Raw genomic sequence first — 12,955 nt, 5'->3', positions numbered from 1 at the left:
ATTTCAGGGTGTCGATGCACGCATCGAGCAGGCGCTCGCGCTTGCTGGCGAGGCTGGACGCATCGGGATAGAAGAGATAGTCGCCCATGATGCCGTTGAATGCCGCATGGAAATGCGCGACGGCCAGCGGGATGTCGAGGTCGGCCGGCAACTGGCCGCGCCGCGTGGCCTGCTCGATGATGCTGCTCAGGCGCGCCATGCCTTCTTCATAGGATTCCTGCTGACGCTTGAGGATCGGGCTCGTGTCTTCGACGAACTCGCACTTGTTGAACATGATCTCGAACACCTTGCGCCAATGCGCGTCTTCGACGAGTTGGCGCAGCAGGAAATTGCCGACGTTGCGCAACTCACCGAGCGGGTCGTCGGCTTCCACACCGGGCGGCGAGCACATCGTTTCCATCGGAAGCTTCACGCGCTCGCACATGGCGGAGAACACGTCGGTCTTGTTGCGGAAGTGCCAATAGATGGCGCCGCGCGTCACCCCCGCCGCCTGCGCGATATCCGATAACGATGTGCGCGCCACACCGCGCGCGTAGAACACGTCTTCCGCCGCGTCGAGGATGCGGTTGCGTGTTTCCAGGGCTTCTTCCTTGGTTCGTCTGACCATGATGTTCCAGAGGAACGCCGGCCCAGCGTGCCGTCGTTCTTTCGATTGGCTTTTGTGCGTCGCACAAATCCGGGCAACGCAGCATTGCGCTTTGCACAACGCGGCAGACGCTCCGCTCGCCGACAATGCTTGTCGCAGCGCGGCATGCGCCGCACGTTCGGCACGCCGCCCTGCTTGCTACGCACTCCGGAAACGTGTCAACGGAGTCCGTACTGATCGCAGGCCGACTTACATACATACGCGAACGTATCTATAATAGCGCGCACTCCGTCGCTTGCCCATGGTCGTTTGCGCCACTTCGTGGTGTGGCTCGCGGTCCGGCGCTGGCTCTGTTCGCCGGCGCCGGGCGCGGAGACCGACTGCCGATCGCTCCCGCTTCTCGCATTCTGGCCCCGGTTGTTGCGAGTTCGTCGCACAGGCCATATCGCATGCAGCCAGATACGGCTAGCATCGGACGTTTTCGTTTTCTGTTTTTTTGTTTCGCTGACGGTTTGCCGGCGTCGCACTCGTTTGCGCGCTGTCCGGTATGCGATCCGCCGGCATTCCGCTTATCGCCACATGGGGTCATCTATGACGAACACCCGCCGTTATCACCAACTCGCCGCCGCCGCATTCGTGGTGGTGGCGCTTGCAGCCTGCGGCAACAAGCAGGCACAAGGGCCGGGCGGCGCCGGCATGCCTCCGACCGAAGTCGGCGTTGTGACCGTGCAGCCGCATGCCGTTGGCCTGACCAGCGAATTGCCGGGCCGCCTGGAAGCCACGCGCGTGGCGCAGGTGCGTGCGCGGGTCGCTGGCATCGTGCTCAAGCGCATGTATGCCGAAGGCAGCGACGTGAAGGCCGGCCAGCAGCTGTTCCAGATCGATCCGGCGCCGTATCGTGCGTCGCTCGACAGCGCCAAGGCGCAACTGGCACGCTCGGAGGCCACGCAATCGCAGGCGCAGATCAAGGCCGAGCGCTACAAGCCGCTGGTCGCCACCAACGCCATCAGCAAGCAGGATTACGACGACGCCGTCGCCGCGGCCAAGCAGGCCACCGCCGACGTGGCGGCCGCGCGTGCCGCCGTGGAAACCGCCAAGCTGAACCTCGGCTATGCCAGCGTGACGTCGCCGATCTCCGGGCGCGCCGGCCTGGCGCAGGTCACCGAAGGTGCGCTGGTCGGCCAGGGCGAGGCCACGCTGCTGGCGACCGTGCAGCAGATCGACCCCATCTATCTGACCTTCACGCAATCGAGCACCGAGGTGATGCGCCTGCAGGAAGCCCTCAAGGCCGGCAAGCTGGCCAAGGCGGGCGGTGATGCGGCCAAGGTCACCCTCGTGACCGAAGACGGCCGCGCCTATGCGCAGCCGGGCAAGCTGTACTTCTCCGACCTCACGGTGGACCCGGCTACGGGCACGATCACGCTGCGCGCGATCGTTCCCAACCCCGAGCGCACGCTGTTGCCCGGCATGTACGTCCGCGCCCGCATCGAGCAGGCCGTCGACGAGCAGGCCATCACGGTGCCGCAGCAGGCTGTCACGCGCAGCCCGGACGGCGCCTCCGTCATGGTCGTCGATGAGAAGGGGCAGGTCGCCGTACGCCAGGTCAAGGCGGACCGTTCGATCGGCACCGAGTGGATCGTCTCGAGCGGTCTGAAGGCCGGCGACAAGGTCATCGTCGACGGTCTGCAGAAGGTCCGTCCCGGCGCACCGGTCAAGGCCGTGCCGTGGCAGCCGGGCGCAGCACCGGGCCAACAGGGCCCGGGCAAGCCTCAGCAAGGCCAGGGCGGCGGCACGGCCCCGGCCAGCGGCGCCGCAGCCAGCGCACCCGCTGCCAGCGCACCGGCAGCCAAGCAGTAACTAAGGAGCCATCGCATGGCAAAGTTTTTCATCGATCGCCCGGTCTTTGCCTGGGTGCTCGCGCTGTTCATCATCCTTGCCGGGGCGATTTCGATCACCCAGCTGCCGATCTCGCAGTACCCGACCATTGCGCCGCCGTCCGTCATCATCACGGCAACGTATCCGGGCGCCAATGCGAAGACGCTGGACGAATCCGTCACCAGCATCATCGAGCAGGAAATGAACGGTGCGGACGGCCTGCTCTATATGGAGTCGGTCAGCCAGGGCGGTAACGGCCAGGCGCAGATCACCGTGACGTTCAAGGCCGGTACCGATCCGGCACTGGCGCAGGTGGACGTGCAGAACCGCCTGAAGCGCGTGGAAGCGCGTTTGCCTTCGCAGGTGACCCAGCAGGGTGTGCAGGTCGACAAGGCCCGCTCGAACTTCCTGCTGTTCGCCACGCTGGCATCCACCGACGGCAAGATGGATCCGGTGGCACTGGGCGACTACATCTCGCGCAACGTGCTGAACGAAATCAAGCGCGTGCCGGGCGTGGGTCAGGCGGTGCTGTTCGGTACGGAGCGCGCGATGCGCGTCTGGATCGATCCGGCCAAGCTGGTCGGCTACAAGCTGACCCCGACGGACGTCTACAACGCCATCCGTGCGCAGAACGCGCTGGTCTCGGCCGGTACGATCGGCGATCTGCCGTCCGTGGCCGACCAGCCGCTCGCGGCGACGGTCGTGGTGGAAGGCCAGCTCACGACCACCGAGCAGTTCGGCAACATCGTGCTGGTGGCCAAGCCGGACGGCTCACTCGTGCGCGTGAAGGACGTGGCGCGCCTGGAACTCGGCGGCCAGACCTATTCGACGTCTGCGCGGATCAACGGCCAACCGATCTCGGCCATTGGCGTGCAGCTTTCGCCGACCGGCAATGCGCTGGGCACCGCTAAGGCGGTGAAAGCCAAGCTCGAAGAGCTGTCGAAGTACTTCCCGCCGGGCGTGGAGTACAAGGTGCCGTACGACACTTCGAAGTTCGTGCAGATCTCGATCGAGGAAGTGGTCAAGACGCTGTTCGAGGCCATGGTGCTGGTGTTCCTGGTGATGCTGCTGTTCCTGCAGAACATCCGCTACACGCTGGTGCCGTCGATCGTGGTGCCGATCTCGCTGCTCGGCGCGTTTGCCGTCATGAACGCGATGGGCTTCTCGATCAACGTGCTGACGATGTTCGGCCTCGTGCTGGCGATCGGTATTCTCGTTGACGATGCCATCGTGGTGGTGGAAAACGTCGAGCGGATCATGGCCGAAGAAGGCCTGCCCCCCCGCGAAGCGACCCGCAAGGCCATGGGCCAGATCACGGGCGCCATCATCGGCATTACGCTGGTGCTGATGGCCGTGTTCATCCCGATGGCGTTCTTCTCGGGCTCGGTGGGCGCGATCTATCGACAGTTCTCGCTGTCGATGGTGTCGTCGATCTTCTTCTCGGCACTCATGGCGCTGACGCTCACGCCGGCACTGTGCTCGACGCTGCTCAAGCCGATCGAGAAGGGTTCGCACCACGAAAAGAAAGGCTTCTTCGGCTGGTTCAACCGCATGTTCAGCACCACCACGAGCCGCTACCAGAGCTTCGTGGAACGCATCCTGAAGAAGACCTTCCGCTACATGGTCATCTACGCGGCGCTGATCGTTGCGGTGGTGTTCCTGTTCCTGCGTCTGCCGTCTTCGTTCCTGCCGACCGAAGACCAGGGCTACATCGTGACCAACATCCAGTTGCCGCCGGGGGCATCGGCCAACCGCACGCTGGAGGTGATCAAGCAGGTCGAGAACTACTACAAGCAGGAAAAGGCGGTCGAGAACATCGTGGCCGTGCAGGGCTTCAGCTTCTCGGGCAACGGCCCGAACGCCGGTATCGTGTTCACCCCGTTCAAGGACTGGAGCGAGCGCAAGGGCAAGGATCAGACCGCTGATGCCGTAGTCGGCCGTGCCTTCGGTGCGCTGTTCGGCGGCATCCGCGACGCGATCGTCTTCCCGCTGAACCCGCCGCCGATTCCGGAACTGGGCAACGCAACGGGCTTCACGTTCCGTCTGCAGGACCGCGCGGGCCTGGGCCACGACGCGCTGATCGCCGCCCGCAATCAACTGATGGGGATGGCGGCGCAGAGCAAGATCATCACCGGCATGCGCCCGGAAGGCCTGGAAGATTCGCCGCAGTACCAGGTCGATATCGACCGCGAGAAGGCCAATGCGCTGGGCGTCTCGTTCACCGACATCAACTCCGTGCTGTCGACGGCGCTGGGTTCGGCATACGCCAACGACTTCCCGAACTACGGTCGTCAGCAGCGTGTGATCGTGCAGGCGGACAAGATCAACCGCATGCAGCCCGAAGACATCATGAACCTGTACGTGCGCAATTCGCAGGGCAACATGGTGCCGATGTCGACGTTCGCGAAGGGCCACTGGATCGTCGGCCCGGTGCAGCTCGTGCGCTACAACGGCTATCCGGCGGTTCGCCTCTCGGGTGCCGCTGCGCCGGGTGCCAGCTCGGGTGACGCCATGGCCGAGATGGAACGTCTGGCGGCCAAGCTGCCGGCGGGCATCGGCTACGAGTGGACGGGGCAGTCGCTGCAGGAAAAGGAATCCGGCTCGCAGGCGCCGGCGCTGTATGCGCTGTCGCTGCTGGCGGTGTTCCTGGTGCTGGCGGCGCTGTACGAGAGCTGGTCGATCCCGGCGGCGGTGATTCTGGTGGTGCCGCTGGGTGTGCTCGGTGCACTGCTGGGCGTGACGCTGCGCGCCATGCCTGACGACGTGTACTTCAAGGTCGGCCTGATTGCGGTGGTGGGCCTGTCCGCCAAGAACGCGATTCTGATCATCGAGTTTGCGAAGGACCTGCAGGCGCAAGGCAAGGGCCTCATCGAGGCGACGCTGGAAGCCGTGCACCTGCGGTTCCGGCCGATCATCATGACGTCGTTCGCCTTCATCCTGGGCGTGCTGCCGCTGGCGATTGCCACGGGTGCGAGCTCCGCCAGCCAGCGTGCCATCGGTACCGGCGTGATGGGCGGGATGATCACCGCGACGGTGCTGGCCGTGGTGCTGGTGCCTGTGTTCTTCGTGGTGGTCCGCCGCATCTTCAAGGGCAGCGAGCGTCAACGCCGCCTGGATGCCGCGCACCGTCCGCTGGACGAGGAAATCTGAACATGCAGAACAACATGACTTTCCGAACCCCCGCGCTGCTGCCGGCGCTCCTGCTGGCCGCCGGCATCCTGTCCGGCTGCTCGCTGGCGCCGACTTACGAGCGCCCGGATGCCCCGGTCACCGGCACGTACCCGCAGGCGCCGGCCGGCTACGCCGTGCCGGCGGACAGCGCCAAGCCGGGCGAGAACGCCCCGCGCGCGGTCGACCTGGGCTGGCGCGAGTTCTTCCCCGACGCACGGCTGCAGAAGCTGATTGGCCTGGCGCTGGAGAACAACCGCGACCTGCGCGTCGCCATGCTCAACGTCGAGGCCGCGCGTGCGCAGTACCGCCTGCAGATCGCCGACCTGCTGCCGCCGGTCAATGCGTCCGCGGTGTACACGCGCAGCCATACGCCGCCGTCGATCTCGCAAACCGGTGGCGACGTCTACACCAAGCAGTATCAGCTCGGCGTGGGCATCAGCAACTACCAGGTCAACCTGTTCAGCGTGGGCGACGTCACGCGGTCAGCGCGCGCCAGCTACCTGGCGACCGACGAAGGCCGCCGCGCCGCGCAGATCAGCCTGATCTCGCAGGTGGCCAAGGCGTACCTGAACGAGCGCGCCTATGCGGAGCAGCTCGAGCTGGCCCAGCAGACGCTGAAGGGCCGCGAAGACTACTACAGGCTCGCCAAGCAGCGCTTTGACGTTGGCGCGTCGTCGGCACTGGACCTGCGCCAGACCGAGACACTGGTCGAATCGGCCCGCGTGTCGGTGGCGCAACTCACGCGCCAGTACGCCCAGGCGACCAACGCCCTGGTGCTGCTGGTCGGTGCGCCGCTGCCGGCCGACCTGCCGGCCCCGACCACGGTGTCCTCGGAGAAGATCGTGGCGGATATTCCGCCCGGTCTGCCGTCGGAGCTGCTCGAGCAGCGCCCCGACATCCGCCAGGCCGAGCAGCAGCTGATCGCGGCCAACGCCAACATCGGCGTGGCGCGCGCGGCGTTCTTCCCGAGCATCGGGCTGACCTCGAACATCGGCACGGCCAGCACGGCGCTGCACGACCTGTTCAAGAGCGGCACGGGCCTGTGGTCGTTCGTCCCGAACCTGACGCTGCCGATCTTCAACTGGGGCACCAACGTCTTCAACCTGGACCTCACGAAGGCCAACCAGAAGATTGCGGTGGCGAACTACGAGAAGACGATCCAGACGGCCTTCCGTGAAGTGTCTGACGCCTTGGTGGCGCGCGGCACGCTCGAAGAGCAGGTGGCCGCGCAGAAGCGCTTCCGCGATGCCACCGCCGAGCGCCTGACGCTGTCGGACCAGCGCTACCGCAACGGCGTGTCGAGCTTCCTCGACGTGCTTGATGCGCAGCGCGACCTGTTCAGCGCCGACCAGACCCTGGTGCAGACGCGCCTGGCTCGCCTGACCAACGCCATCGATCTGTACACGGCGCTGGGCGGCGGCCTGCACGAGCACAGCACGGTGACAGCGGCCCGGCAGGCCCAGCCGACGGCTGCGCCAGGTGTGTCGCCGGCCACGCCCGACATGACGCCGCAGAGCAAGTAAGCGCGCGTTCTGCCAGGCCCCCGAGCCCGCCGTTCAGGCGGGCTTTTTCTTGTCCGCCGCGTCGCGGTCGGCGGCAGTCTCGAGAAAGCGCATCAGCGTGACTTCCTCGCGGCGCAGGCCCTTGCGCGCGCGTGCCGGTGCCAGCGTGGCGAGTTCACCCGCCGCAAACGCATCGACGATGGCGGGATGCACATAACACTTGCGACAGACCGCCGGCGTGTTGCCCAGGCGCTGCGCCACGGCGGCAATCGCCTCCACGACCTGCCGTCGCGCATCGGCGGGGCTGGCCGGTGCCCGCCCACGCAGCAGCTCCAGCGCCAGCGCACTGCCGGCCCAGGTGCGGTAGTCCTTCGCCGTGAAATCCGCGCCCGTGAGGGTTTGCAGGTACGTATTCACATCGGCGGAATCGACTGCGCGGCGCTCGCCCGCCTCGTCGATGTACTGGAAGAGTTCCTGGCCCGGCAGATCGACGCAGCGCCGGATGATGCGCGCCAGGCGGGGGTCCGACACCGATACGTCGTGCTCGACGCCGCTCTTGCCGCGAAAGTGAAACCGCACCGTGTTGCCACGCACCTCGACGTGCCGGTTGCGCAGCGTGGTGAGCCCGTACGACCGGTTCTCGCGCGCGTAGGCCGCATTGCCCACGCGCACCAGCGTCACGTCCAGCAGGTAGACCACGGTGGCGAGCATCTTCTCGCGCGACAGGCCCGGTGCCGCCAGTTGCGCGGTCACCACCTGGCGCACCCGCGGCAACGCCGCCCCGAACGCCAGCAGCCGGCCGTACTTGTCCGCATCGCGAAAGGCTCGCCAGTCGGGGTGATAGCGGTACTGCTTGCGGCCCCGGGCGTCGCGACCGGTCGCCTGCAGATGGCCGTTCGCGTGAGGGCAGATCCACACGTCGGTATAGGCCGGCGGGATCGCCAGCTTGTTGATGCGCGCGATGACGGCGGGGTCGCGGATGCGCTCGCCGCGCGTATCAAAGTAGACGAAGCGGCCGCGCTCGCGCCGCCGCGTGTAGCCGGGCCGCGTGTCGTCGACATAGCGCAGGGGCGCCGGCAGCGTTTCAGCGAAAAGGGGTGTGCAGGCGGCAGGTGCCGGCGCGAGGTCGGGGGCGCGTTCCACGATGGATGTCCGGGGGTATGCCCGCGCCCAGCAAGCGGCGTTCCTCCATGCGAGATGACGCGCGCTGACGTAGTATCCAGACCACGCCGCTGCATAAAAATGCAGCAGAAAATGGGCTTCTCTTCACATCAGGGAGTGGCTTGCGTCGGTAAACAGATTCAACTACACTGCACGCCCTCTGGGCGGTATATAATCCGCTGTTTCGCCGTCCACCCGAATACTGAGCAAGGGACCCGATGACCACCATCCGCCTGAAAGAAAACGAGCCGGTCGAAGTCGCGCTGCGCCGCTTCCGCCGTGAAATCGAGCGCACCGGCCTGATCAAGGAACTGCGCGCCCGCACCGCCTACGAAAAGCCGACGACCGAACGCAAGCGCAAGAAGGCTGCTGCCGTGTCGCGTACGCGTAAGCGCCTGCGCTCGCAAATGCTGCCGAAGAAGCTCTACTAAGATCGCGCGGTTGTTTCGGTAGCACCAATCGGGTGCTGCCGCTGGCGGCGTGAAGTCATCCGACCTCCGGTCCGCCGAGCTTGGCCTGTGTCGCGCCTTGTGCGCCCCGGGAGCCCCTTCCGGATCCAGCCAACGCTCCACTCCCCGATACAGCAGCCAGCAAGACGCGGTTGATGGCCTGTGTGCCGTTCTCCGCAGCTTCGGCGCGCCTTGGCGTGCTCTCTCTGTTGCAAACGACCTCTGCCAGCGGTGATCGACCGGCTGGCTGTTGGCGTTTGTTGCCTGGAACCTGCGCACGTGTACAGTCGTACCTATCCTGTGTACGCGTGGGGGCGCAAGCATGCCTACGAAATCCGAAGACTACTGGTTCCCTGCCAAGCGCTATGGCTGGGGATGGGGTTGGCCCGCTCGCTGGCAAGGCTGGGTCGCGTTTGCCGTCTACGCCGGGCTGGTCGCTGCGGGCATCGTGGGGCTGCCGCCCGACCGTACGCCGACGGGCTTTGTGCTGTACATGTTCGCCGTGAGCGCGCTGCTCGTGCTGGTGTGCTGGTGGAAGGGCGAGCCGCCGCGCTGGCGCTGGGGGCGCGATTGAACGGCCCGGCAGCGGCGAGCATATGCACGTCCCACTAGGCCGATGCCCTGAGTGCCGTCTCGATCGACGTTCGATATCCCTCGGGCAGATTGCGCGGCAAGGCATCCGCAGCAAAGAGCCCAAGGCGTTTGTGTTCGTGGCTGAGCGTCGGTTCAAACGCGCCGATCAGCGAGCACACGTAGGTGGCGATGAACACATGCTTGCCGGGCACGACTTCGAACAGGTACGTGTCGAGCAGCGGCCCAACCTGCACGCGCAGGCCCAACTCTTCGGCAATCTCGCGTTGCAAGCATTCGGCGGATGATTCGCCGTGTTCAATGCGGCCACCCGGCAACTCCCACTCTTCGCGTTCGTTCAGCAGCAGCACGATCTCACCGCCTGGCGCGCGCAGGACGCCCTTGATGGAGACGGGGTAGGTAGGCATAGCGCTCACTTGCCGATGCAGAACCGGCTAAAGATCACACCCAGCAAATCATCACTGGAGAACGCCCCCGTGATGCTGTTCAGCGCCTCCTGCGCCAGGCGCAGTTCTTCGGCAAACAAATCCAGCGATTGCGCCTGCTGATCGGCATGCTCGGCCGCGGTGGCCAGATGTTCCTTGGCCGTACGCAGCGCCGCCAGATGGCGTTCGCGCGCCAGGTACAGGCCCTCGCCGCCGCCCTGCCAGCCGGCAATCTCCAGCAGCGCGGCGCGCAGCAATTCGATGCCGACACCGTTGCGCGCCGATAGCCACACTTCCGGCGGCTGCGCATCCACGCGACCGGGTACGGCCACGCCGGACAGGTCGATTTTGTTGATGACTCGCAGCGTCGGCACACCGGCCGGCACGTGTTCGGCGATACGCGCGTCGATGGCGGCGTCTTCCGCAGAGAGGCCGTTCGCGCGGTAGTCCGCCGCGTCCAGCAGATGCAGCACGACGTCCGCGCGGGCGATGGCGGCCCAGGTGCGCTCGATGCCGATGCGCTCGACCTCGTCCTCGGTGTCGCGCAGTCCGGCTGTGTCCACGATGTTCAGCGGGATGCCCTCGATCTGGATCGTCTGCTGCACCTTGTCGCGCGTGGTGCCGGCGATGGGCGTCACGATGGCCAGCTCCGCGCCGGCCAGCGCGTTGAGCAGCGACGATTTCCCCACGTTCGGCTGGCCGGCCAGCACCACGTGCAGCCCCTCGCGCAGCAGCGCACCCTGCCGCGCCTGCGCCAGCACGCCGTCCAGCGCGGCACGGATGCCCGCAAGCTGACCACGCGCATCGGCGGCTTCCAGAAAGTCGATCTCTTCCTCGGGAAAATCCAGCGTCGCCTCCACCAGCATGCGCAGATGAATGACGCGCTCCACCAGCGCATGCACGGCCTGAGAGAACGCGCCGTCAAGCGAGCGCGCTGCCGAGCGCGCGGCGGCTTCGGTGCTGGCTTCGATCAGGTCGGCCACGGCCTCGGCCTGCGCGAGGTCCATCTTGTCGTTGAGAAACGCGCGGCGGGTGAATTCGCCGGGTTCGGCCACGCGCAGGCCGATTTCGCGGCCGGCGGCGAGGCAGCGCTGCAGCAAAAGCTGCATCACCACCGGGCCGCCGTGGCCCTGCAGTTCGAGCACGTCTTCGCCCGTGTAGGAATGCGGCGCGGGAAACCACAGGGCGATGCCGCGATCGATGGCGCTGCCGTCCGCATCGAGGAAGGGCAGGTAGGTCGCCTGGCGCGGCGGCAGCAGCCGACCGCACACGGCTTGCATGACGGCGCGCACATCGGGCCCCGATACGCGCACCACGCCGATGCCGCCACGCCCCGGCGCCGTGGCGATCGCCGCGATCGGAATGGTGGGCGCGCGTGGCGGCTCGGAAGCGTTCGGCAAGTTCGGGGAGTGGTCAGCGGCAGTCATGGGCGGTATTGTGCGGCAGCCGCGCAGTTGCGCGCCAGTTTCCAGCCAGGGGGATTCGGATGATCGATCACACCGGCGTCGTCCTCAGGGACTTCCAAACCGGCAAACGGTTCTATGGGCAGGCGCTCGGCGCCATCGGCCTCGTCAAGGTGCTGGAGTTTCCTGCCGCCGTGACGGGCCACACCGACGTGGCCGGGTTCGGCCCACCGGGCAAGGCGGAGTGCTGGATTTCTGCTGCGATGGCGGGCCAGACGCCGAACCGGCCGCCGCTGCACGTGGCGTTTCGCGTGGATACGCGTGCCGAGGTCGAGGCGTTCCACAGTGCGGCGCTGGCAGCAGGCGGCACCGGCAACGGCGCGCCCGGCATACGGACGCACTACCACCCGAACTACTACGGCGCCTTCGTGCGCGACCCCGACGGCCACAACATCGAGGCCGTCTGCCATGCACCCGCATAGGCGCCATCCGAGCCACATGAAAAAAGGGCACCCGAAGGTGCCCTTTTTGCCGAGTGCGCCTGCCTTACTTGGCAGCCGCAGCCTTCTTGTTGGTGCCCAGCATGCGGTTGATCGACCACTGCTGCGCGATCGACAGGCAGTTGTTCACCACCCAGTACAGCACCAGGCCGGCCGGGAAGAAGAAGAACATCACCGAGAACGCGATCGGCATGAACATCATCACCTTGGCCTGCACGGGGTCCGGCGGCGTCGGGTTCAGCTTGGTCTGCACGAACATCGACACGGCCATCAGGATCGGCAGGATGTAGAACGGGTCCGGTGCAGCCAGGTCATGCACCCAGCCCAGCCACGGCGCGCCGCGCATTTCCACGGAAGACAGCAGCACCCAGTACAGCGCGATGAACACCGGGATCTGGATCACGATCGGCAGACAGCCGCCGAGCGGATTGACCTTCTCGGTGCGGTACAGCGTCATCATCTCCTGGTTCATCTTCTGCGGGTCGCCCTTGTGGCGCTCGCGGATGGCCGTCATGCGCGGCTGCAGATCCTTCATCTTGGCCATCGAACGGTAGCTCGTCGCCGACAGCGGGAAGAACACCAGCTTGACCAGCACCGTCAGCGCGACGATCGACCAGCCCCAGTTGCCCAGCAGCTTGTGGATCTTCTCGAGCAGCCAGAACAGCGGCTTGGCGATGATCGTCAGCCAGCCGTAGTCCTTCACGAGTTCCAGGCCCGGCGTGATGCCCTCGAGCATGCGCTCTTCCTGCGGACCGGCAAACAGGCGTGCCGTGGCCGACACGCTCGCGCCCGGCGCCACCGTGCCCAGCGGCTCCTGCATGCCGACGCGGTAGAAGTTCGTGTCGATGCGGTCGACGTAAAACTCGCGCTTGGCGTTCGCCGCCGGAATCCACGCCGAGGCAAAGTAGTGCTGCACCATCGCGACCCAGCCGCTGTCGGTCGGGGCCGGCACGTGCGCCTTGCCCTTGTCGATGTCGGAGAAGTTGATCTTGTGGTACTTGTCGCCGTCGGTGTAGACGGCCGGGCCGGTGAACGTGCTGTAGAAGCGCGATTGCTCCACGGCGCCGCCGTCGCGGGCCAGCTCCATGTACAGCGTCGGGTTGATCGGCGCCGTGCCGTCGTTCGTCACGGCGAAGCGCGTGTCGATCACGTAGCTGCCGCGCTTGAAGACGTACGTCTTCGCGAGCTTCGCACCGCCCTTGTCGGCCGTCAGCGTGATCGAGATATCGTTGCCGGTGCCCAGGTCACGCGGGCCGGCCGATGCGGCGAACACCGTCGTATGGTTCGGGAAA

Annotated in this window: 11 protein-coding genes; 6 read left to right on the top strand and 5 right to left on the bottom strand. The window is 66.3% G+C overall.

The window, feature by feature from the left end:
* Positions 1 to 607 (bottom strand): TetR family transcriptional regulator (locus A6M56_RS18120; protein ID WP_286758282.1); only part of this gene is annotated, 607 nt, incomplete at its 3' end.
* Between the two features lie 570 nt (positions 608 to 1,177).
* On the opposite strand from A6M56_RS18120, the gene A6M56_RS18115 reads away from it, so the two are divergent.
* From A6M56_RS18115 to A6M56_RS18105, 3 genes are read left to right on the top strand one after another with little or no spacing between them, the layout of a single operon-like run.
* Positions 1,178 to 2,443, top strand: a complete 1,266-nt coding sequence (locus A6M56_RS18115; protein ID WP_102080611.1) for an efflux RND transporter periplasmic adaptor subunit — start codon at positions 1,178 to 1,180, stop codon at positions 2,441 to 2,443.
* A 15-nt stretch (positions 2,444 to 2,458) separates the two neighbouring features.
* Complete coding sequence (locus A6M56_RS18110; RefSeq protein ID WP_045785477.1) at positions 2,459 to 5,611, top strand: efflux RND transporter permease subunit; 3,153 nt, start codon at positions 2,459 to 2,461, stop codon at positions 5,609 to 5,611.
* Between the two features lie 2 nt (positions 5,612 to 5,613).
* The gene (locus A6M56_RS18105; RefSeq protein ID WP_102080612.1) at positions 5,614 to 7,155 is read left to right on the top strand and encodes an efflux transporter outer membrane subunit; all 1,542 of its coding nucleotides are present in this window, start codon (positions 5,614 to 5,616) and stop codon (positions 7,153 to 7,155) included.
* A gap of 33 nt (positions 7,156 to 7,188) precedes the next feature.
* Here A6M56_RS18105 and A6M56_RS18100 read toward each other — a convergent pair whose 3' ends face one another.
* A complete protein-coding gene (locus A6M56_RS18100) occupies positions 7,189 to 8,277 on the bottom strand; it encodes a DNA topoisomerase IB (protein WP_102080613.1) in 1,089 nt (362 codons plus the stop codon).
* A 236-nt stretch (positions 8,278 to 8,513) separates the two neighbouring features.
* On the opposite strand from A6M56_RS18100, the gene rpsU reads away from it, so the two are divergent.
* Positions 8,514 to 8,726 (top strand): 30S ribosomal protein S21, encoded by a 213-nt coding sequence (gene rpsU, locus A6M56_RS18095; RefSeq protein ID WP_003262970.1) that lies wholly within the window; start codon positions 8,514 to 8,516, stop codon positions 8,724 to 8,726.
* 340 nt (positions 8,727 to 9,066) lie between these two features.
* On the top strand, positions 9,067 to 9,318 hold the full coding sequence (locus A6M56_RS18090; RefSeq protein WP_045785480.1) for a hypothetical protein: 252 nt from the start codon (positions 9,067 to 9,069) through the stop codon (positions 9,316 to 9,318).
* Between the two features lie 34 nt (positions 9,319 to 9,352).
* On the opposite strand, the gene A6M56_RS18085 is transcribed toward A6M56_RS18090, so the two are convergent.
* Complete coding sequence (locus A6M56_RS18085; protein ID WP_045785481.1) at positions 9,353 to 9,742, bottom strand: NUDIX hydrolase; 390 nt, start codon at positions 9,740 to 9,742, stop codon at positions 9,353 to 9,355.
* A gap of 5 nt (positions 9,743 to 9,747) precedes the next feature.
* Complete coding sequence (gene mnmE / locus A6M56_RS18080) at positions 9,748 to 11,187, bottom strand: tRNA uridine-5-carboxymethylaminomethyl(34) synthesis GTPase MnmE (protein WP_102080614.1); 1,440 nt, start codon at positions 11,185 to 11,187, stop codon at positions 9,748 to 9,750.
* A gap of 59 nt (positions 11,188 to 11,246) precedes the next feature.
* Here mnmE and A6M56_RS18075 point away from each other — a divergent pair, with 59 nt between their 5' ends.
* Positions 11,247 to 11,645 carry a VOC family protein gene (locus A6M56_RS18075; protein WP_102080615.1) on the top strand — a complete coding sequence of 133 codons (399 nt, stop codon included), beginning with the start codon at positions 11,247 to 11,249 and terminating at the stop codon, positions 11,643 to 11,645.
* 64 nt (positions 11,646 to 11,709) lie between these two features.
* Here A6M56_RS18075 and yidC read toward each other — a convergent pair.
* On the bottom strand, positions 11,710 to 12,955 hold a 1,246-nt coding region (yidC, locus tag A6M56_RS18070; RefSeq protein WP_286758281.1), incomplete at its 5' end, for a membrane protein insertase YidC.

It is taken from the genome of Ralstonia sp. RL (genome assembly GCF_001683835.1).
In the GTDB taxonomy this organism is placed as follows: domain Bacteria; phylum Pseudomonadota; class Gammaproteobacteria; order Burkholderiales; family Burkholderiaceae; genus Ralstonia; species Ralstonia mannitolilytica.
The sequence above is the reverse complement of the archived record's forward strand: the minus strand, read 5'-3'. Positions and strand labels throughout refer to the sequence as shown.

Coding starts and splice junctions, on each gene's coding strand:
- A6M56_RS18115 (WP_102080611.1), top strand. CDS start 1,178: ATGACGAACACCCGCCGTTATCACCAACTCGCCGCCGCCGCATTCGTG.
- A6M56_RS18110 (WP_045785477.1), top strand. CDS start 2,459: ATGGCAAAGTTTTTCATCGATCGCCCGGTCTTTGCCTGGGTGCTCGCG.
- A6M56_RS18105 (WP_102080612.1), top strand. CDS start 5,614: ATGCAGAACAACATGACTTTCCGAACCCCCGCGCTGCTGCCGGCGCTC.
- rpsU (WP_003262970.1), top strand. CDS start 8,514: ATGACCACCATCCGCCTGAAAGAAAACGAGCCGGTCGAAGTCGCGCTG.
- A6M56_RS18090 (WP_045785480.1), top strand. CDS start 9,067: ATGCCTACGAAATCCGAAGACTACTGGTTCCCTGCCAAGCGCTATGGC.
- A6M56_RS18085 (WP_045785481.1), bottom strand. CDS start 9,742: ATGCCTACCTACCCCGTCTCCATCAAGGGCGTCCTGCGCGCGCCAGGC.
- mnmE (WP_102080614.1), bottom strand. CDS start 11,187: ATGACTGCCGCTGACCACTCCCCGAACTTGCCGAACGCTTCCGAGCCG.
- A6M56_RS18075 (WP_102080615.1), top strand. CDS start 11,247: ATGATCGATCACACCGGCGTCGTCCTCAGGGACTTCCAAACCGGCAAA.